17 protein-coding genes and 5 tRNA genes are annotated in these 19,820 nt (G+C 73.5%); 14 read left to right on the top strand and 8 right to left on the bottom strand.

The genetic code is table 11. The features are described 5' to 3' along the window. The first annotated feature begins 112 nt into the window (after positions 1-112). Positions 113-817: an ACT domain-containing protein gene (locus FB454_RS29465; protein ID WP_145823905.1), complete on the top strand. Its 705-nt coding sequence runs from the start codon at positions 113-115 to the stop codon at positions 815-817. An 80-nt stretch (positions 818-897) separates the two neighbouring features. After that, complete coding sequence (locus tag FB454_RS29460) at positions 898-1,986, top strand: GNAT family N-acetyltransferase (protein WP_013284863.1); 1,089 nt, start codon at positions 898-900, stop codon at positions 1,984-1,986. 175 nt (positions 1,987-2,161) lie between these two features. Here the strand turns inward: FB454_RS29460 and FB454_RS29455 are convergent, their stop codons facing one another. Further along, the gene (locus FB454_RS29455) at positions 2,162-3,727 is read right to left on the bottom strand and encodes an aldehyde dehydrogenase family protein (protein WP_030274673.1); all 1,566 of its coding nucleotides are present in this window, start codon (positions 3,725-3,727) and stop codon (positions 2,162-2,164) included. A gap of 429 nt (positions 3,728-4,156) precedes the next feature. On the opposite strand from FB454_RS29455, the gene FB454_RS29450 reads away from it, so the two are divergent. The 3 genes from FB454_RS29450 (at position 4,157) to FB454_RS29440 (ending at position 10,330) form a co-directional block, all read left to right on the top strand. After that, a complete protein-coding gene (locus tag FB454_RS29450; RefSeq protein WP_145823904.1) occupies positions 4,157-7,030 on the top strand; it encodes a glycoside hydrolase family 9 protein in 2,874 nt (957 codons plus the stop codon). A 214-nt stretch (positions 7,031-7,244) separates the two neighbouring features. Further along, positions 7,245-9,683, top strand: coding sequence for a non-reducing end alpha-L-arabinofuranosidase family hydrolase (locus tag FB454_RS29445; RefSeq protein WP_145823903.1), 2,439 nt, complete (start codon positions 7,245-7,247; stop codon positions 9,681-9,683). Between the two features lie 23 nt (positions 9,684-9,706). Continuing rightward, positions 9,707-10,330 (top strand): DUF488 domain-containing protein, encoded by a 624-nt coding sequence (locus FB454_RS29440; protein ID WP_222433945.1) that lies wholly within the window; start codon positions 9,707-9,709, stop codon positions 10,328-10,330. A gap of 1 nt (position 10,331) precedes the next feature. On the opposite strand, the gene FB454_RS29435 is transcribed toward FB454_RS29440, so the two are convergent. From FB454_RS29435 to bioB, 3 genes are read right to left on the bottom strand one after another with little or no spacing between them, the layout of a single operon-like run. Continuing rightward, on the bottom strand, positions 10,332-10,838 hold the full coding sequence (locus tag FB454_RS29435; protein ID WP_013284868.1) for a GNAT family N-acetyltransferase: 507 nt from the start codon (positions 10,836-10,838) through the stop codon (positions 10,332-10,334). Positions 10,839-10,841: 3 nt separating this feature from the next. Next, complete coding sequence (bsaP, locus tag FB454_RS29430) at positions 10,842-11,057, bottom strand: biotin synthase auxiliary protein BsaP (RefSeq protein WP_013284869.1); 216 nt, start codon at positions 11,055-11,057, stop codon at positions 10,842-10,844. A gap of 7 nt (positions 11,058-11,064) precedes the next feature. Further along, positions 11,065-12,060, bottom strand: coding sequence for a biotin synthase BioB (bioB, locus tag FB454_RS29425; protein WP_013284870.1), 996 nt, complete (start codon positions 12,058-12,060; stop codon positions 11,065-11,067). A gap of 161 nt (positions 12,061-12,221) precedes the next feature. On the opposite strand from bioB, the gene FB454_RS29420 reads away from it, so the two are divergent. Both FB454_RS29420 and bioD read left to right on the top strand, forming a co-directional pair. Then, positions 12,222-13,358, top strand: coding sequence for an 8-amino-7-oxononanoate synthase (locus tag FB454_RS29420; protein WP_145823902.1), 1,137 nt, complete (start codon positions 12,222-12,224; stop codon positions 13,356-13,358). Next, a complete protein-coding gene (bioD, locus tag FB454_RS29415) occupies positions 13,355-14,083 on the top strand; it encodes a dethiobiotin synthase (RefSeq protein WP_091329470.1) in 729 nt (242 codons plus the stop codon). The genes FB454_RS29420 and bioD overlap by 4 nt, the downstream gene beginning before the upstream one ends. 61 nt (positions 14,084-14,144) lie before the next feature. Here bioD and FB454_RS29410 read toward each other — a convergent pair whose 3' ends face one another. Together FB454_RS29410 and FB454_RS29405 are read right to left on the bottom strand one after the other, a co-directional pair. Then, a complete protein-coding gene (locus FB454_RS29410; protein ID WP_145823901.1) occupies positions 14,145-15,308 on the bottom strand; it encodes a cytochrome P450 in 1,164 nt (387 codons plus the stop codon). 9 nt (positions 15,309-15,317) lie between these two features. After that, a complete protein-coding gene (locus FB454_RS29405; RefSeq protein ID WP_013284874.1) occupies positions 15,318-15,986 on the bottom strand; it encodes a class I SAM-dependent methyltransferase in 669 nt (222 codons plus the stop codon). Positions 15,987-16,175: 189 nt separating this feature from the next. Between FB454_RS29405 and FB454_RS29400 the strand changes: the two genes are divergently transcribed. Beyond that, on the top strand, positions 16,176-17,009 hold the full coding sequence (locus FB454_RS29400; RefSeq protein ID WP_071096165.1) for a hypothetical protein: 834 nt from the start codon (positions 16,176-16,178) through the stop codon (positions 17,007-17,009). Between the two features lie 17 nt (positions 17,010-17,026). On the opposite strand, the gene FB454_RS29395 is transcribed toward FB454_RS29400, so the two are convergent. Then, entirely contained in the window at positions 17,027-17,629 is a 603-nt protein-coding gene (locus FB454_RS29395; RefSeq protein ID WP_030275337.1) for a TetR/AcrR family transcriptional regulator, read from the bottom strand. Between the two features lie 274 nt (positions 17,630-17,903). Here FB454_RS29395 and FB454_RS29390 point away from each other — a divergent pair. The 4 genes from FB454_RS29390 to FB454_RS29375 all read left to right on the top strand — a co-directional run bounded on the left by FB454_RS29390 (position 17,904) and on the right by FB454_RS29375 (position 19,099). Then, a tRNA-Gly gene (locus FB454_RS29390) sits at positions 17,904-17,976 on the top strand. A gap of 34 nt (positions 17,977-18,010) precedes the next feature. Then, positions 18,011-18,081, top strand: a tRNA-Cys gene (locus FB454_RS29385). A gap of 12 nt (positions 18,082-18,093) precedes the next feature. Beyond that, positions 18,094-18,168: transfer RNA gene (locus FB454_RS29380), tRNA-Val, on the top strand. A 112-nt stretch (positions 18,169-18,280) separates the two neighbouring features. Continuing rightward, entirely contained in the window at positions 18,281-19,099 is an 819-nt protein-coding gene (locus tag FB454_RS29375; protein ID WP_013284877.1) for an isocitrate lyase/PEP mutase family protein, read from the top strand. Between the two features lie 122 nt (positions 19,100-19,221). Here the strand turns inward: FB454_RS29375 and FB454_RS29370 are convergent, their stop codons facing one another. Further along, complete coding sequence (locus tag FB454_RS29370; RefSeq protein WP_013284878.1) at positions 19,222-19,467, bottom strand: DUF6458 family protein; 246 nt, start codon at positions 19,465-19,467, stop codon at positions 19,222-19,224. A gap of 159 nt (positions 19,468-19,626) precedes the next feature. On the opposite strand from FB454_RS29370, the gene FB454_RS29365 reads away from it, so the two are divergent. Both FB454_RS29365 and FB454_RS29360 read left to right on the top strand, forming a co-directional pair. Continuing rightward, positions 19,627-19,699 (top strand) — tRNA-Gly (locus FB454_RS29365). Between the two features lie 11 nt (positions 19,700-19,710). Beyond that, positions 19,711-19,782 (top strand) — tRNA-Val (locus FB454_RS29360). Positions 19,783-19,820 lie beyond the last annotated feature (38 nt).

Below are 19,820 nucleotides of genomic sequence, written 5' to 3'. Positions count from 1 at the left end.
CGGGTTTTCCCGGCGGGACATGCCCTTGCAACAGGGGCGAAATGGTCAACCGGCAGGCTGGGCCCCAGCCTGCCGGCCGCTCGGCCGGCCCGCCGAGCGGAGGGGATCAGACATGCTGCTGAGAGTTCGGGTGACCCTGCCGGACCGTCCGGGCACGCTCGGCCAGGTGGCCCGGACACTCGGCGTCTCCGGCGCGGACATCGTGCAGGTGGTGGTACTGGAACGGCTCGGCGGCCGGGCGGTGGACGACTTCACGGTGGTCTGGCCGGGTGCGGCGCGGGTGGAGCGGATGCTCGCCGGGCTCGCAGCGATCCCCGGCGTCCGGGTGGACGGCGTGTGGCGGGCGATCGGCGCGCCCACCACCACCGGGCAGGACGCCGAACTGCTCGCCCAGGTGGCGGCGAACCCGGTCGACGGGGTGGCCACGCTCGTCGACGCGGTGCCGGGGCTGCTCGCCGCGGACTGGGCGGTGGTCGCCGTCGTACCCCTGGACTGGGCCTCGCGCAGCGGCGAGGCCGGCGTCGCCGCGATCGGGCACGCGAGCTGGCGGGCGCCGGTGCCGCCGCGGCTGCCGGAGGTGACCCCGCTGCGGGCGCGCGCCATGACCAACCCGGACGGGCACCACTACGCGGTGGCGCCGTTCGGCCGGGCCGGGCTGGTGCTCGTGGTCGCCCGTGACCACAGCGAACCGCTCGCCGCCGCCGGGTTCCACTCCACCGAGGTGGACCGGCTCGCCCAGCTCGTCCGCGCCGGCGCGGTGATCCTCGGCGACCGGCTGGACCTGGTCGGCACGCCGCCCGTGACCACCGTCACCTGACCGGACGGCCCACGTCACCCGGGGGCAACGGGCCCGCAACAGGCGCACGGCATGGTCGGTGCCGAGGAAGGGAGACAACCATGGCGCTCTGGCGGATCCGAGCCACGGTGGACGACCGGCCGGGTTACCTGTCGGTGCTCACGGCGAGCCTCGCGTTGCGCGGGGTCAACATCCTCAGCGTGCAGGTGCACACCACCGAGGCCGGCGCGGTCGACGACTTCCTGGTCGACGCGCCCGAGCAGGTGACCGAGGCGGAGCTGCGGGCCGCCGTGGAGCGGGGCCGGGGCCGGGACTGCTGGATCGCGCGCAGCGGGGCGCGCGGGCTGGCCGACGAGCCGACCCGGCTGCTCGGGCTCGCCGGGCGGCTGGTGCGAGACCCGGAGGCGACCGGCGAGGTGCTGCGCACGCTGCTCGGCGCCGACTCGGTGACCTGGCGTCCGACGCCCGCCACCGCGCCGGGCGGGGTGGGCGGCACCACGATGGTGCTCGCCGACCCGGCCGGCGGCGCCCACGAACTGCATCGCCGGGAGCCCAGCTTCACCCCGGCCGAGTACGCCCGCGCACAGGCCCTGGTCGAGCTGGCGGCGACACTGGCCCGGCGGGACGCTGACCGGATCACGCTGGTGCTGCCGGACGGCGGTGAGGTGTCGGTGCGGGCCGCGACCGCCGAGGACGTCCCCGGCGTACGTGACCTGCACGCCGCCTGCTCGGCGCGCAGCCGGCAGCGGCGCTACCTGAGCGGGGCGGCGGACCCGTCGCCGGCCCGGCTGCGCCGGCTGCTGGAACCGGCGCGGGGCGTGACACTGCTCGCCACGGCGGGCTCCGGCGGGGCGGCGGAGCCGGTCGTGGCGATGGCGAACCTGCTCGGCGAGGGCGACGAGGCCGAGGCGGCGCTGCTGGTCCGCGACGACTGGCAGCGCCGGGGCCTCGGCTCGGCGCTGCTGCGCCGCCTGGTGGGCCACGCCGACCGGGCCGGATACGCCGCCGTGCTGCTGCACGTGCAGTCCGAGAACACGCCGATGCTGCGGACGCTGCGCCGGCTGGACCGGCCGGTGGCGATGGAACGCGACGGCGGCGTGCTGACCGCGACGCTGCCGCTGGCCGCACGGCCGCCGGCCGAGCCGGCCGCGCGGGCCGGGGTGACGGTGCCGGCACAGCGGTCGAGTTGAGCTGACGGCCGCCGGCCGGATCCCGGAGGTGCGCCGCAACGGCGCGGCACACCCGAGGGGTACGGCCCGACGGCCGGAACCGGCGCGGTCACGCGCCACCCGGGCCGGCCTCCGATACGGGGGACGGTGACACGGCGGGGCTCCCGATGCGGGGGCCCCGCCCGTCTGTGTGCGATCAGGTGGCCGGGTAGCTGTTGTAGTCGGGGAAGTTGCCGTAGAGCCGGCCGTCACCACCGACTGTGACCGCCTGCACGAGCAGGTCGCCGCCGACGAACGCGCCCTTCCAGGACGCGCCCCGGCCGCCGAACGGCTCGTCCCGGTCGCCCCGGGACCGCGGCTTGTTGATGCCCACCTTGAACGCCTGGAGGTCCACCGCCAGCTTGCCGGCGAGCTCCTCGTCGTCGCAGGCGAGCGACGCGACGAGCGCGCCGTTGGAGGCGTTCATCTGGGCCAGCAGCTCGTCGGTGGTGTCCACCACGACGATGGTGTCGACCGGGCCGAACGGCTCGGCGTGCATGAGGCGGGATCGGCCGGGCGGGGCCAGCAGCACGGCCGGTGCGACGTACGCGGACGTGTCCTGCCCGTCCAGGAACGGCGCGCCGTCGAGCTTGCCGCGGTGCAGCGGCACGGCGCCGCCGCGTACCGCCTCGTCGACCTTGCGCCGCAGCTCGTCGGCCTTCGCCCCGCTGATCAGCGGCCCGAAGTCCAGCTCGGGCAGCGGGTCGCCGGCCGACCAGTCGTCGCCGACGGCGAGCGGGTGCCCGAACCGGATCGAGCGGACCACAGGCAGGTACATGTCGAGGAACTCGTCGACCAGGTCGCGCTGGACCACGAACCGGGGGTACGCGGTGCAGCGCTGCTTGCCGTACTCGAAGCCCTTGCGCAGGTGGGCGGCGAGCGAGTCCCACTGGGAGAAGTTCCAGATGCCCCAGGCGTTGAGGCCCTCCTGCTCGATGAAGTGCCGCTTGTCGCAGTCGAGCAGCGCGGCGGCGACCTTGCCGCCGTTGGAGCGCCCGCCGACGAACGCCACCGCGCCGATCTCCGGTGCGCGGACGAGCACCTCGGACAGTTCCTCGCCGCTGCCGGACAGCAGCGTGGCGGGCAGCCCGGCGCGGCGCATCAGCGCGTGCGCGACGGTGAGGCAGACCGCGCCGCCCTGCGACGGGGTCTTGGCGATCACCGCGTTGCCGGCGAGCAGCTGCACCAGCTCGGCGTGCACGAGCACGCTCATCGGGTAGTTCCAGGAGGCGATGTTGCTGACCGGGCCGGGCAGCGGCTCCCGCCCGTCGGCGAGCATCCGCTCGATCTCCTGCGCGTACCAGCGCACGCCGTCCAGCGCGCGGTCCACGTCGGCGCAGGCCAGGCGCCACGGCTTGCCGATCTCCCAGACCAGCAGCAGGGCGAGCAGGTCGCGGTGTGCCGTGAGCGCGTCGAGGGCGTCGGTGACCCGGGCGACGCGCTCGGCCAGCGGGGTCTGTGCCCACTCCCGGTGCGCGTCGGCGGCGTGGGCGACGGCGGCGCGGGCCGTCTCGGCGTCGAGCCGGGCGAGGTTCACCAGCACCGTGTTGTCCACCGGGGTCCGTACGGCGGTGGGCGTGCCGAGCGCGCGCCAGTCGCCCTGGACGAGGTTGTGCAGCGTCGTGGTGCCGTCGGGGCCGGTGCCGAACGCCTCGGGCGTGGCGGCCACCGCCCGGGCGAGGGTGTCGGACCAGGAGGTGCCCTCGGCGAGTCGTAGAGCCATCGCGATCTCCTCAGTGTCGTCCGGGGAGCGGCGGCGTCGATGGCACCGCAGGTGAGGCGTACTGTCCCGCGGGCCGGAGCGGCCGGGCAACCGTACGCTCGTATGCCAGGACGGCCGCGCCGCCGACGACGCCCCGGCGGCTGCATTCACCACCGTGACGATGCCGCTGAGCTGGGACCGAACACGCTCTATATTGACAAGTATCGATGGTGTGATCCAGCTCCCGATGGTTACCCGTGAGTACGCCCGGGTGGCCCGGATCGGCGCGCTCTTCCCCTGTGATGGACGGCGCATTACATTGTCGATTGTCCATGGGAGCGCTCCCGAACCTCTCAGGGACACCCCACCACCACCGCCACGCGGCAGCCGGAGCCCTGCGATACCGTCCCCGCTCCGGCTGCCGCCCGGCGCCAGCCACAGGAGCTCGCCATGCCCCGTCCGATTCCGCCGCCGGGAGGCCGGTCCCGGCTCCGCCGGCTGTTCGCCGCCGGCGCCGCGCTGGCCGTCGGCCTGGCCACGGCCGTCGCCGCCCCGCCACCCGCGTCCGCCTCCGCCGCACAGGCCGCGCCCGCGTTCAACTACGCCGAGGCGTTGCAGAAGTCGCTGTTCTTCTACGAGGCGCAGCAGTCGGGCCGCAAGCCCTCCTGGAACCGGGTCTCCTGGCGCGGCGACTCGGCGCTCACCGACGGCGCCGACGTCGGCGTCGACCTCACCGGCGGCTGGTACGACGCCGGCGACCACGTGAAGTTCGGCTTCCCGATGGCGTTCAGCGCCACCATGCTGGCGTGGGGCGCGGTCGAGTACCGCGACGGGTACGCCGCCTCCGGCCAGCTCACCCACCTGCTGAACAACCTGCGCTTCGTCAACGACTACTTCGTCAAGGCGCACCCCGCCCCGAACGTCCTCTACGGACAGGTCGGCAAGGGCGACGACGACCACAAGTGGTGGGGTCCGGCCGAGGTGATGCCGATGGCGCGGCCCGCGTACAAGATCGACGCGAGCTGTGGCGGCGCGGACCTGGCGGGGGAGACGGCGGCCGCGATGGCCGCCTCGTCCATGGTGTTCCGGTCCACCGACGCGGCCTACGCGGACAAGCTGCTCGGCCACGCCAAGCAGCTCTACACGTTCGCCGACACCGTGCGGAAGAACTACCACGAGTGCATCACCGACGCGACGAGCTTCTACAAGTCGTGGAGCGGCTACCAGGACGAGCTGGTCTGGGGCGCGATCTGGCTGTACCGGGCCACCGGCGACGCCACCTACCTGACCAAGGCCGAGAGCGAGTACGACAAGCTCGGCACCGAGCCGCAGTCCACCACCCGCTCCTACAAATGGACCATCGCCTGGGACAACAAGCAGTTCGGCGCGTACGTGCTGCTGGCGAACCTCACCGGCAAGCAGAAGTACGTCGACGACGCCAACCGGTGGCTGGACTACTGGACGGTGGGCGTCAACGGTCAGCGGGTGCCGTACTCGCCCGGCGGGATGGCGGTGCTCGACTCGTGGGGCGCGCTGCGGTACGCCTCCAACACCGCGTTCGCCGCGCTCGTCTACAGCGACAGGACCACGGACACCACCCGTAAGGCGCGCTACCACGACTTCGCGGTCCGGCAGATCAACTACGCGCTCGGCGACAACCCGCGCAACTCCAGCTACCAGATCGGCTTCGGCACCAACTCGCCGCGCAACCCGCACCACCGCACCGCGCACGGCTCCTGGTGGGACAGCCAGACCGTGCCCACCGAGACCCGGCACGTGCTCTACGGCGCGCTGGTCGGCGGCCCGTCCTCGGCCAACGACGCGTACACCGACAGCCGGTCGGACTACGTGATGAACGAGGTCGCCACCGACTACAACGCCGGCTTCACCTCCGCGCTGGCCCGGCTCACGAACGAGTACGGCGGCAGCCCGCGCGCCGGTTTCCCGTCCGCCGAGACGCCCGACCTGGACGAGCTGACTGTGGAGACCACTGTGATGCAGGCCGAGCCGCGCGCCACCGGGCTCAAGGCGATCATCTACAACAAGTCGGCGTTCCCGGCCCGGGCGCTGACGACCGGAAAGTTCCGGTACTTCTTCCGGCCCGACGGCACCGGACCGGTCACCGTCACGCCCGGCTACACCCAGGGCTGCCCGTCGCCGTCGACGGCGAAGCAGTTCTCCGGTGACATCTGGTACGTCGAGATCGACTGCACCGGCTACACCATCGCGCCGGCCGGGCAGTCGCAGCACCGGATGGAGGTCCAGTTCAAGATCGGGGTGCCGGAGGGCGGCACCTGGGATCCGGCGAACGACCCGTCCTACCAGGCCACCGCCGGGCCGAACCGGAAGGTGCCGCTCTACTCCGGCGGCGTCCGCGTCTGGGGCGAGGAGCCCGGCCCGGTCACCCCTGACACCACCGCGCCCACAGTGCCCGGCACGCCCGTCGCGTCCGCCGTCACGTCGAGCGGGCTCACGCTGACCTGGGCCGCGTCCACCGACACCGGCGGCAGCGGCCTGGCCGGGTACGAGATCACCCAGTCGCAGACCGGCAGCGACGCGCTGGTGCTGCGCACCGCCACCACAAACACGCTCGCGGTGACCGGGCTGCTGCCGGAGCGGACGTACCAGTTCACAGTGCGGGCGCTCGACGGCGCCGGCAACCGGTCCGCGTCGTCGGCGGCGGTCAGCGTCACCACGCCGGCCGGCCCGGCGCCGGACACCACACCACCGACCGCGCCCGGCACGCCCACCGCCTCCGCGGTCGGCCCGACCGGCCTGACGCTGACCTGGGGCCCGTCCACCGACGCGGTGGGCGTCACCGGGTACCGCGTCTACCGCGGCGGGAACGTCCTGGTCGGCTCCGCCACCGGCACCACCCTGGCGGTGACCGGGCTGACCGCCTCCACCACGTACACGTTCACAGTGGTGGCGGTGGACGCGGCCGGCAACGTCTCGCCCGCGTCGCCCGGCGTCACGGTGACCACCACGGCCCCGCCCGCCGGCGGCTCCTGCGCGGTGACCTGGACGGCGAACACCTGGGACACCGGGTTCACCGCGAACATCACTGTCGCCAACACCGGCACCACGGCGATCAACGGCTGGACGCTGGCGTTCACGTTCGGCAACAGCGGCCAGAAGGTCGGGCAGGCATGGTCGGCGAACGTGACGCAGACCGGCACGGCGGTGACCGCGTCGAACCTGTCCTACAACGGGACGCTGGCGCCGGGCGCGTCGACGAGCTTCGGCTTCAACGGCACCCACACCGGCGCCAACCCGAGGCCCACCGCGTTCACGCTGAACGGCTCCGCCTGCACCGTCTCCTGACCGCCGAGGCGGCGTGGCGTGGCCGGTACCGCACCGCGGGTGACCGGCCACGCCACGTCACGCCTCGCGCGACCAAAAACGTTCCGAAACTTTTCCGAAACACCATTGTCCCCGCCGATGCGCGATGGAAGCATCGACGGAGCTAGATACCCCAATCGAGACGTCCAGTCGTTCCGCCCCGACGGCCTGGGTGTTGGCCAGTAAGGAGGCCAAGATGGCAATGAGCCCATCCGTTCATCGCGGCGGGAGTCGGCGACGGCGATCACCGGCCGTCCGGGCGCTGCTCGCCGGCGCGGTCAGCGCCGTGACGGTGGCAGCCGTCGCGGTGATGATGCCGTCGGCGAACGCCGCCGCGTCCACGCTGGGCGCCGCCGCCGCGCAGTCGGGCCGGTACTTCGGCACCGCCATCGCGGCGGGCCGGCTCGGCGACTCGACGTACAGCACGATCGCCGGACGCGAATTCAACATGATCACGGCCGAGAACGAGATGAAGCCGGACGCGACCCAGCCCCAGCGGGGCCAGTTCAACTTCAACTCCGGTGACCAGATCTACAACTGGGCGACCCAGCGCGGCTTGAAGGTCCGTGGCCACACGCTGGCGTGGCACGCGCAGCAGCCGGGCTGGATGCAGAGCCTGAGCGGCAGCAACCTGCGTCAGGCGATGATCGACCACATCAACGGGGTGATGGGCCACTACCGGGGCAAGCTCGCCGCGTGGGACGTGGTGAACGAGGCGTTCAACGAGGACGGCAGCCGCCGCCAGTCGAACCTGCAGGGCACCGGCAACGACTGGATCGAGGTGGCGTTCCGTACCGCGCGGGCGGCGGATCCGTCGGTGAAGCTCTGCTACAACGACTACAACATCGAGAACTGGTCGTACGGCAAGACGCAGGGCGTCTACAACATGATCCGGGACTTCAAGTCTCGTGGTGTGCCGATCGACTGCGTGGGGTTGCAGACGCACTTCACCGGTGGCAGCTCGCTGCCGGGCAACTTCCAGACCACGCTGTCGAGTTTCGCCGCGCTCGGTGTCGACGTGGCGCTGACCGAAGCGGACGTCACGAACGCCTCGACCAGCCAGTACGCCGGGCTGACCCAGGCGTGCATGAACGTGCCGCGCTGCATCGGCATCACGGTGTGGGGCGTCCGCGACAGCGACTCGTGGCGCTCAGGCGAGAACCCGTTGCTGTTCGACGGCGGCGGCAACAAGAAGGCCGCGTACACCTCGGTCCTCAACGCCCTCAACGCGGCCGCCCCGACCTCGGGGCCGACCACGACCCCGACCACGGCACCGCCGCCCAGCGGTGGCGCCGGCCGGATCGTCGGAGCGCAGTCGGGCCGGTGCGTCGACGTACCGAACGCCACCCAGACCAACGGCACCCGGGTCCAGCTCTGGGACTGCAACGGTCAGTCGAACCAGCAGTGGACGTACACCTCGAACAAGCAGCTGATGGTCTACGGCACCAAGTGCCTCGACGCGAACGGCGCGGCCACCGGCAACGGCACCGGGATCATCATCTGGGACTGCAACGGCCAGTCGAACCAGCAGTGGAACATCAACTCCAACGGCACCATCAGCGGCGTGCAGTCCGGGCGCTGCCTGGACGTCTGGGGCACCGGCAACGGCCAGCAGATCCAGCTGTACGACTGCCACGGGCAGACCAACCAGCAGTGGCGGACCGACTTCGGTGGCACCACGCCGCCCCCGACCACGCCGCCGCCGACCACGACGCCGCCGCCGGGCGGCTGCGCGCTCCCGTCGACGTACCGGTGGTCGTCGACCGGCGCGCTGGCCAACCCGCAGAACGGCTGGGTCTCGCTCAAGGACTTCACCAACGTGGTCTACAACGGCAAGCACCTGGTCTACGGGTCGTACGTCAACAGCAGCGGCCAGTACAGCTCGATGAACTTCAGCCTGTTCACGAACTGGTCCGACATGGCCTCGGCCGGCCAGACCGGGATGAGCCAGGGCACCGTGGCGCCCACCCTGCTGTACTTCGCCCCGAAGAACATCTGGGTGCTGGCGTACCAGTGGGGACCGACCTCGTTCAGCTACAAGACGTCGAGCGACCCGACGAACGCCAACGGCTGGTCCTCGGCGCAGACGCTCTCCACCGCCACCCTGCCCGACGCCCCGTACGGCGTGATCGACCAGACGCTCATCGGCGACGACCAGAACATGTACCTGTTCTTCGCCGGTGACAACGGCAAGATCTACCGGTCGAGCATGCCGCTGGGGAACTTCCCGGGCAGCTTCGGCTCGAACTACACGACGATCATGACCGACTCGACGAACAACCTGTTCGAGGGCGTCGAGGTCTACAAGGTGGCGGGCCAGAACCAGTACCTCATGATCGTCGAGGCGATCGGGAGCCAGGGACGCTACTTCCGGTCGTTCACGTCCAACAGCCTGAGCGGCTCGTGGACCCCGCAGGCCGCCAGCGAGAGCAACCCCTTCGCCGGCAAGGCCAACAGCGGCGCGACGTGGACGAACGACATCAGCCACGGTGACCTGGTCCGCACCAACCCCGACCAGACCAAGACCGTCGACGCCTGCAACCTCCAGTTCCTGTACCAGGGCAAGAACCCCAGTGCGGGAGGCGACTACAACCTGCTGCCGTGGCGGCCGGGTGTGCTGACCCTCCAGCGCTAGGCGCCACACCGTAAGAGGAAGGCGTGCCCGGCACCCGTGCGGTGCCGGGCACGCCCTTTCCGGTGGGCCGGCCCGGCCGGCGGGCGGACGGCGCCGACCCGGGGCAAGCTGAGTCGGTGGAGCGCATGCTGCTGACCGTCGGGCACGGGGCCGCCCACCGGGACCAGCTCGGGGACCTGCTGGCCGGCGCGGCTGTCACCCTGATCGTGGACGTGCGCCGCTACCCGGCCAGCCGGACCAACCCGGACGTCCGCCGCGAGGCCCTGGAGCACTGGCTGCCCGAACGGGGCATCGGCTACCGCTGGGAACCGCGCCTCGGCGGCCGCCGGCACGTCCGCGCCGGCGAGCCGGAACCGGACACGTGGTGGACGGTCGCGGCCTTCCGGGCGTACGCCGCGTACACCCGCACGCCCGACTTCGACGAGGCGCTCGACGAGGTGCTGGCCGACGCCGCCCGGGAGACCACAGCGGTGATGTGCAGCGAGAGCGTCTGGTGGCGCTGCCACCGGCGGCTGATCGCCGACGTCGCCGTGCTCGGCCGCGGAGTGCCGGTGTCGCACCTCATGCCGGACGGCCGGCTCAGCCCGCACCGGCCCGCCGAGGGCGCCCGCCGGCTGCCCGACGGGCACCTGCTCTGGGCCGGCTGACTCAGCCGGCCAGGTCCTCGGCGAGCAGGTCCATCAGCAGCGCGTCGTGCCAGCGCCCGTCCGCGCCACGCTCGTAGCGGCGCATGATGCCCACCGGACGGAACCCCACCTTCGCGTACGCCCGGATCGCCGCCGTGTTCGCCGCCGCCGGGTCGATGGTGAACCGGTGGTGGCCGTACTCGTCGATCAGGTGCCGGACCAGCGTGCGGATCGCGTCGCCGCCCAGCCCCGAGCCGCGTACCGCCGGGTCGAGGAAGACGTCCAGGCTGGCGTGGCGGTAGTCCGGGTCGGTCTCGGCGTACCACTGGATCGCGCCGACCAGCTTGCCGTCGTGCTCGACGGCGTAGATCGTCACCGAGTCGTCGGCCAGGTCCGCCCGGACCGACGCGGCCAGGTCGTCACCGCCGCGCCACCAGCGGCGCACCTCGGGGGTGGCCCGGATCGCGGCCAGGGCGGGCACGTCGGCGTCGGTCACCGGCCGCAGCGTCACCGCCCGCCCGCGCAGCACGCCTCAGCCCCGCCGCTCGCCGTGCTCGACGCAGACCGCCGACCAGCCGGACGGCACGACCTGCACCTTCATCCGCCGCCGGCAGGACGCGCACCAGCGCGGCGGCTCCCACGCGCGGGCCGCCTCGCACGCCGGGTGCGGCCCGGCCGCCACCGACTCGCCGCACCTGTCGCACCAGAGCGCGGCGGGAGCCGCCGTGGCGGGGGAGGATTCGGTCACCGCTGCCTCACAGGGTCGCCGAGAGCGCCTTCACCGGCATCTTCAGGTCTTCCAGCAGCTTCAGGTCGGCCGTGGCGGGCCGCCCCAGCGTGGTCAGGTAGTTGCCGACGATCACCGCGTTGATGCCGCCCAGCAGACCGTCGCGGGTGCCGAGGTCACCGAGGGTCAGCTCGCGGCCGCCCGCGTACCGCAGGATGGTGCGCGGCATGGCCAGCCGGAACGCGGCGATGGCGCGCAGCGCGTCCTTGCCCTCCACCACCGGGCGGTCACCCAGCGGCGTGCCGGGGCGCGGGTTGAGGAAGTTCAGCGGCACCTCGTGCGGGTCCAGCTCGGCGAGCTGCGCGGCGAACTCGGCCCGCTGCTCGACCGTCTCGCCGAGGCCGAGGATGCCGCCGCAGCAGACCTCCATGCCGGACTCGCGGACCATCCGCAGCGTCTCCCAGCGCTCCTCCCACGAGTGCGTGGTGACCACGTTCGGGAAGTAGGAGCGGCAGGTCTCCAGGTTGTGGTTGTAGCGGTGCACGCCCATCTCGACCAGCTCGTCGACCTGCTCCTTGGTGAGCATGCCGAGCGAGGCGGCGACCTGGATGTCGACAGCGGCGCGGATGGCGGCGACGCCCTCGCGCATCTGCTTCATCAGCCGGGCGTCCGGGCCGCGCACGGCGGCCACGATGCAGAACTCGGTCGCCCCGGTCGCGGCGGTCTGCTTCGCGGCCTCGACCAGCGCCGGGATGTCCAGCCAGACCGAGCGCACCGGCGAGGTGAACAGACCGGACTGCGAGCAGAAGTGGCAGTCCTCCGGGCAGCCGCCGGTCTTCAGCGAGACGATGCCCTCGACCTCGACCTCCGGACCGCACCAGCGCATCCGGACCTCGTGGGCGAGCTGGAGCGCGGCGGGCAGGTGCTCGTCGGGAAGGTTCAGCACCGCGAGGACACCGGCCTCGTCGAGGCCGACGCCGTTGCCCAGCACCCGCTCCCGGGCCTGGTCGAGGATCTCTGGCATGGCTCGTAACCTAACAGGCCACCGTGAACGCGGGAAACCACCGCCGCCGGCCCTCCGGCGAGCCGGGACCGCGCCACGCCGGGGTCGCCGGGGCGGGTGGTAACTTCGCCCCGCGGAAGCGCCCGGCGGGGGGCGTGAAGTCGGCGGGAGGGGACGGCACGGTGGCGGACTGGCTGGCGGCCCTGGACCGCCGCGCCGAGCTGCGGGCCCGGGCGGGGCTGACCCGCACGCTGCGCCCCCGCGCCGCCGACGACGCCGTGGTCGACCTGGCCGGAAACGACTACCTCGGCCTGGCCACCCACCCGGAGGTCACCGCCGCCGCAGCAGAGGCCCTGTCCGCGTACGGGCTGGGCGCCACCGGGTCGCGTCTGGTGCGCGGGTCCACCGACGCGCACCACGCGCTGGAGGACGACCTGGCCGGCTGGCTCGGCGTCGACCGGGCGCTGGTGTTCTCCTCCGGATACCTGGCCAACCTCGCCGCCGTCCGGGGACTGACCCAGCCGCGGACGCTGCTCGTCTCCGACGCCCACAACCACGCCTCGCTGATCGACGGCTGCCGGATCTCCGGCGCCGAGACGCTCGTGACGCCGCACGCCGACGTCGCAGCGGTGGCCGCGGCGCTCGCCGCCGCGCCGGGCCGCCCGGCGGTGGTGGTGACCGAGTCGGTCTTCTCCGTCGACGGCGACCTCGCCCCGCTCGCGGAGCTGCACGCGGTGGCCCGCCGCCACGGCGCGCTGCTGCTCGTCGACGACGCGCACGCGCTCGGCGTCACCGGCCCGGCCGGCGCCGGCGGGGTCGCCGCCGCCGGGCTCGCCGGCGCGCCCGACGTGGTGGTCACCGCGACGCTGTCCAAGGCGCTCGGCGGGGCCGGCGGCGTGGTCGCCGGGCCGGCCGAGTTCGTCCGCCACCTGGTGGAGACCGGCCGCACGTTCATCTTCGACACCGCGCCGCCGCCCGCCGTGGTGGCCGGGGTCCGCGCCGCGGTGCGCCTGGCCCGCACCGGTGACGCGCTGCGCGCCGAGCTGGCCGACCGGGTCGCGGCGGCGGTGCGCCGGCTCGGCGCGGCCGGGCTGTCCGTGTCCGCCCCGGACGGCGCCGTGATCTCGGTGACCGCGCCCGGCCCGCAGGACGCGACCGCCTGGGCCGCCGCCTGCCGGGAACACGGTGTGGCGGTCGGCTGCTTCCGTCCCCCGTCCACGCCGGACAGCCGCTCCCGGCTGCGGCTCACCGTCAGCGCCGGGGTGGACCGGGCCGGCTTCGACCGGGCCCTGGACGTGATCGTGGAGTGTGCGCCATGAGCTTTGGCGACGCCTGGACCGGGCCGGTGCTGGTGACCGGCACCGACACCGAGGTCGGCAAGACAGTGGTGACCGCCGCCGTCGCCGCCGCCGCGCAGGCGGCCGGCCTGCGGGTCGCGGTGGTCAAGCCCGGCCAGACCGGTACGGCGACAGGCGAGCCCGGCGACGTCGACTCGGTGACCCGGCTGGCCGCCCCGCTGACCGGCCGGACGCTGGCGAGCTACCCCGATCCGCTGGCCCCGCTGGCCGCGGCCCGGGTGGCGGAGCTGCCGCCGCTGGAGCTGTACAACGCGGTCGACGCGATCCGCGAGGAGGCGGACAAGCACGATCTGGTGCTCGTCGAGGGCGCGGGCGGGCTGCTCGTACCGATGGGGTTGCGTCCGTCCGGCGAGCCGTGGACGGTGGCCGACCTGGCGGTGTCGCTGGGCGCGCCCGCGGTGGTGGTGGCGCGGGCCGGGCTCGGCACGCTCAACCACACCGCGCTGACGCTGGAGGCGCTGGAGCGGCGGGCCGTCCCGGCCGGCGTGGTGATCGGGGCCTGGCCGACCGAACCGGAACTGGTGCACTGGCTCAACCTGTCCGAGCTGCTGCCGAACCTGCTCGGCGCGGTACCGGCCGGCGCGGGCGGGATGGACCCGGGCGTGTTCCGCCGGTCCGCGCCCGGCTGGCTCACCCCCGCCCTGTACGGCGTGCTCGACGACTGGCGGGCCTGGGCCGAGGAGTAAGGAAGGGCCCCTTCTTAACGCCTCCGGTAGAGGAAGGGCCCCCTATTAACACCCGCAGGGCTCAGGCGCGGCGGACCACGAACGCGTCCGGCATCCGGAAGGTGAGGTTGTCCGGGCACCACGGTGGACGGACGACCGTCACGTCGTCGAGCAGCGCGGTGGCCTCGGCGACCACCACCGCGGCCTCCATCCGGGCCAGCTGCGCGCCGGCGCAGCGGTGCGGCCCGGCGCCGAACGCCAGGTGCCGCCGCGAGCCGGGCTGCCCGGGGCGGAACTCGCCCGGTGCGTCCACCACGGCCGGGTCGCGGCCGGCGCGGGCCAGCCACGCCACCACGCTGGTGCCCGCCGGTACGGGCACCTCGCCGAGCGTGGTGTCGACTGCCGCCACCCGCCGCCAGGTGACGATCGGCGGCTCCAGCCGCAGCCCCTCCTCGACCACGTCGTCCACGCCGATCTCACCGGCGCGCAGCCCGGCCCGTACCGCGGGTTCGCCGGACAGCCGGTGCAGCAGCAGGGTGAGGAACTGCGAGGTGGTCTCCTGGCCGGCGACCAGCAGGAAGAACAGCGCCCCGACGACCACGTCGGGGGAGTGCCCCGCCTCGCGGAGCCGCGCGGCGAGCCCGCCCCCGGTGGCGGCGAACTCCCGCAGCACGGTGTGGAACCGGCCCACCTCGGCGACGAGCGCGAGCTGCCGGGCGGAGTCCAGCGGCGCCCAGAACAGCTCCAGCGCGGCCCGGGCGAAGTCCTTCACCGCGCCGACCGGGGCGTCCGGCAGTTCGACCAGCCGGGCCAGCACCAGCAGCGGCAGGTCGGCGGCGAGACCCGCGTACAGGTCGACCGGGCGGCCCGCGTCCAGCGCCGCCGCCAGGCCCGCCACCCGCTCCCGGACCAGCCCGGTCAGCCACCGGCGCTGGGCGTCCACCCGGTGCGGGTGCAGCGCGTCGGCCACGATGCCGCGGATCTCCGGGTGGCTCGCGCCGCCGTTGTTCGCCAGCGTCGGCGGCAGCCGGAACCGGCGCCCGGCGAGCACCCGCAGCGCGGCCACCGGGATCGGGGTGACCGCGTCGAGCGCGTTGTCCGGCCGGAACGTCACCGGGTCGGTGAGCAGCCTGCGTACGAGCGCGTGCCGGGTCACCACCAGGTGCGGCACGCCGACGTGATCGACAACGGTGGCCGCGTCGGGCCACGGCCCGTCGACGGACTCCCCCCAGCCCCGGAACAGCACGCGGTAACGCTAGCGGCGGGCGCCGGGCGGGTTCGGGTCCAGCTCCCAGACGGTGGTGTGCTTCACCCGTACGCTCTCCAGCGCCTCCGACACCGGCACGTCGTACGCGGCCAGCTCGTGGAAGCGCTCGCGGGGCAGGAACGCCCGGCCCGGATCGCCCACCAGCACCCGGGCGCCGGAACGGGCGGCCCGGAGCAGGAAGCGCAGCATCCGGCGGGCCATCGCCTCGCTGTAGAAGACGTCCCCGGCCAGCACCACCTCGGCGTCGCCCGCGTCGGAGTCGAGGATGTCGCCGAGTTCGGCGTCGACGCGTACCCCGTTGGCCTCGGCATTGAGTGCGACGGCGGCCACGGCCCGCTCGTCCACCTCGACCGCCCGGACGGCGGCGGCGCCGGCGCGGGCGGCGGCGACGGCGACCAGGCCGGAGCCGGAGGCCAGGTCGAGCACCCGGCGGCCGGCGACCACGTCGGGGTGGTCGGTGACGTAACGGGCCAGGCCCTGCCCGCCGGCCCAGGCGAACGCCCAGAACGGCGGCGGCTGGGAGCTGCGGAACTCGCCCTCGGTCAGCTCCCACAGGCCGATCGGCTCGTCGGCCTGGTGCAGCAGCACCTCGGGTACGAACGCCACGGGGGCGAGGCGGGCGTGCAGCCGGACGAACGCGGCGGACAGCTCGGACATCGGAGAATTGTGTCCCACCCGGGTTCCGGAACCGATCCCGGGCGTGTCGCGGCGAGGTCGTGACCGGTTCACCACGCTCGGTGAAATGACCCCCGTGTTGTGGCGTTGGATGCGAACACGCCCGTCTACCGGCGTGCCCGGCGCGCTCCTAGCGTTGCCTGTGGACACGACCGAGGGTGAGGAGGCGTGGTGAGCGGCTGGCGGCACGCGCTGCGGATCGGACTGGTACTGACCTTCGTGGCCGGGACCGGGTACGGCGGAGCCCTGCCGGCGCGGGCGGCGGCGGCCTTCTCCACCGAGTTGAGCGGTCTGCCGGACGAGTTCACCGCCGGGAACCGGGTGGAGACGTTGTCCGCCGTGGTGTCCCGCTCCGACGGGGGCGGCTGTGTCAAGGTGCGCTGGTCGATGCTGGTGCGGGTGCAGGGCCTGCGGCTGGACCAGCTCAAGGTGGACCGGGTGGAGGACAGCGGATCGTTCCCGCTGGAGATCCGCACCGAGGGAGACACCGCCCGGCTCACCGACCGGCAGCTGGACCCGGGTGTGCTCTGTCCCGGCCGTACCGTGACCGCCCGCTACCGGGTGGCGTTCGCCGAGGACGTCGGGCGTGGCCGGGTGAGTTTCGCCGCCGAGGCGTACGACCCGCAGTTGCGGCTGCTGGCCCGGCGGACCGCCTCCCGTGAGGTGGTGGGGGAGGAGGCGGCCGAGCCGACGCCCTCGCCGACCAGCGCGGAGCCCACACCGAGCGACGAGCCTTCTTCCGAGGCGCCCGACGAGGAGCCGACTGACGAGCCGACCGACGCCGCGGTGGTGGAGCCGCCGGCGCCCGGTGGCGTGGCCGGGCGGCCGGTGGCGGACAGCGGCGGATTCGGCCTGGTGCAGGCCGCGTTCCTGCTCGGCGGGTTGCTGCTGTTCCTCGGCGCCGGGCTGCTGCTGCGGATGCGCCGCCTGCTGCGCCCGTCCGCGCAGACCGAACCGGAGACGCTCCCGCCCCCCTTCGAACGCCCCCGCCCCCGCTGGCACTGACCCGCCGGCGGGAGGGGTCAGTCGAGCTGGCTGGGCTCCAGGCCCAGCTCCCGGGCGGCCACCAGGCGGATCCACTCGGCGATCTGCCGGCGGGTGATCACCCGCTCGTGCACCGCGAGCTGGACCGCCAGCCCGTCCATCACCGCACTGATCCGCCAGGCCGCGCCGGCCGGGTCGGGGCAGTCGAACGTGCCTTCGGCGACCCCGTCGCTGATCACCGCGGCCAGGTCCTGCCGCCACCGCAGGTCGAGGCGGCGGGAGAGCTTCTCCAGCTCCGGCGTACGCAGCGACTCCGCCCAGCCGTCGATCCACATGGACCAGGAGGTGGCCCGGCCGGTCGGCGCGTAGAGGCGCAGCATCCGGCGCAGCTTCGCCAGCGGCGGGGCGGAGGAGCGCAGCACCGCGTCGAGACGGGCCAGGTCCTGCTCGACCGCGTACGCGAAGGCCTGCGCGAGCAGCCGGTCCTTGGTCGCGAAGTGGTAGAAGACGAGCGCCTGGCTGACCCCGGCGGCCTCGGCCACGTCCGCGGTGCGGGTATTGGCGAGCCCTCGTTCCGCGATCACCTCGCAGGCCGTACGCAGCAGCGCGTCCAGGCGGATCTCGGCGGCTCGTCTCGTCACGGCGTTACGGTAACCCATCCTTCTGACCACAGGGAGTTACCGAAGCGGCCGGTCGGCGGCGGGACAGTCGGATGCCGGACACTCGACTCGCCGAGCGGATTCCGCAGGTCGCGGCCCTGCCCACGGGCCTTCGACGGCAGCCACCCAGGCTCCTAGGAAGCCCGCGCCACGAGGCGCCGGCAACATCCGGACGCGCCGGAAGGGCCCCCGAGTTGGCAACCGTTCCCGGGCTCGGCTAAAGTTCTCATCCGTCACCGGATAACACCGGGGGCGTGCGGACGTAGCGCAGCTGGTAGCGCATCACCTTGCCAAGGTGAGGGTCGCGGGTTCGAATCCCGTCGTCCGCTCGGAGATGCCGCCACGCAGTTCGGGGGCAACCTCGGTGGAGTGGCCGAGAGGCGAGGCAACGGCCTGCAAAGCCGTGTACACGGGTTCAAATCCCGTCTCCACCTCGCAGTAGACGAGGGCGATTGGCGCAGTGGGAGCGCGCTTCCTTGACACGGAAGAGGTCACTGGTTCAAACCCAGTATCGCCCACCAGCGGAAAGGCCGTGCCGATCACTCGGCACGGCCTTTCTCGTCGTCATCGATCAGTCCAGTGCCGCGCCGCTGGCCATTGCCGCAGCCGGATCGCCCCGCCCAGACTGGCCCGGTGGACGATCAGCAGACCCGAGCCCGGCAGTTCCGTGCCCTGCACCTGCCCGGTGAGCCACTGATCCTGGTCAACGCCTGGGACGCGCTGAGCGCCCGGATCGTCGCCGCAGCCGGCGCCCGCGCGGTCGCGACCACGAGCGCCGGGGTCGCGTGGAGCCGCGGCGCCCCGGACGGCGACGCGCTCGCCCGGGACACCGCCGTCGACGTGATCCGCCGGGTGGCAGACGCGGTCCGCGTGCCGGTCACCGCCGACATCGAATCCGGGTACGGCGACAGCCCCGCCGAGGTCGCCGAGACGGTCACCGCGGTGCTCGCCGCCGGGGCCGTCGGTGTCAACGTGGAGGACTCCCGGCACGACGGCGGAGGCCCGCTGCGCCCGGTCGACGAGCAGGTCGCCCGGCTCGCCGCGATCCGGGCCGCCGCCGACCGCGCCGGCATCCCGCTGTACGTCAACGCGCGGGTGGACACCTGTCTGCGCCGGGCCGGTGGCGTACCCGAGACTGTCGCGCGCGCCGAGGCGTACCTGGCGGCCGGCGCGGACGGGATCTTCGTACCCGGAACCGTGGAACCGGAGACGGTGGCCGCGCTGGCGGCGGCGATCCCGGCGCCGCTGAACGTGCTGGCCGGGCCGGGCGCGCCGCCGGTCGCCGAACTGGCGCGGCTCGGCGTGGCCCGGGTGAGCATCGGACCGGCGGTGGCCGAGGCCGCGTACGCGGTGGCCCAGCGGGCGGCGGCGGAGGTGCTCGGCGCCGGGACGTACGACGCGCTCGCCGGCGGGCTCGACTTCGACGCGTTGAACGAGCTGATGCGGAGCTGACCCGGACGGCACTCCGCGCGCCGCCACCGACCGCGGGCGGCCCTGGCAGAGCGGGCCGGCCGGATCGCGTGATCCGGCCGGCCCGATCCGGGACCGATCAGCTCCGTCGGCCCCGGTCACTGTCACATCGGCGGGGCGACGTCCCGGCGCTCCTCGACCCGGCGGTACTCCACCGGCTGCTCGGCGGTGGTCGTGACCACCTGGCGACGGCGGCCCCAGACCAGCGTGGTCATGATGAGGCCGAGGACGCCGGCCGCCATCAGGATCCAGCCGACGACGTCGAGGTCGACCCCGCCGACGCTGGCGTTGAGCGCGAACGTGAGGATCGCGCCGACCGCGATCAGGAAAATGCTCGTACCGATACCCACGACAGCCTCCTTCGGGGGGATGGTTGTGCTGTCACCGGCCTCAGTACCCCGGCGGCGAGCAGCGCAACCACACGGCCACCGGGCGCGGCGGGGGTCTGCCGCACGGCGATCTTGGCATCGGGTAGAGTTCACCCCGTCGCCGGCGCGAACCGGCGGCACGCGGACGTAGCGCAGCTGGTAGCGCATCACCTTGCCAAGGTGAGGGTCGCGGGTTCGAATCCCGTCGTCCGCTCGCGATTGCCCGGGCGATTGGCGCAGTGGGAGCGCGCTTCCTTGACACGGAAGAGGTCACTGGTTCAAACCCAGTATCGCCCACCGAGAGTCACCCTCCCCGCCCGCCGGTGCCGCCGGTC

The organism is Micromonospora sp. CNZ297 (genome assembly GCF_007827625.1).
The sequence above is the reverse complement of the archived record's forward strand: the minus strand, read 5'-3'. Positions and strand labels throughout refer to the sequence as shown.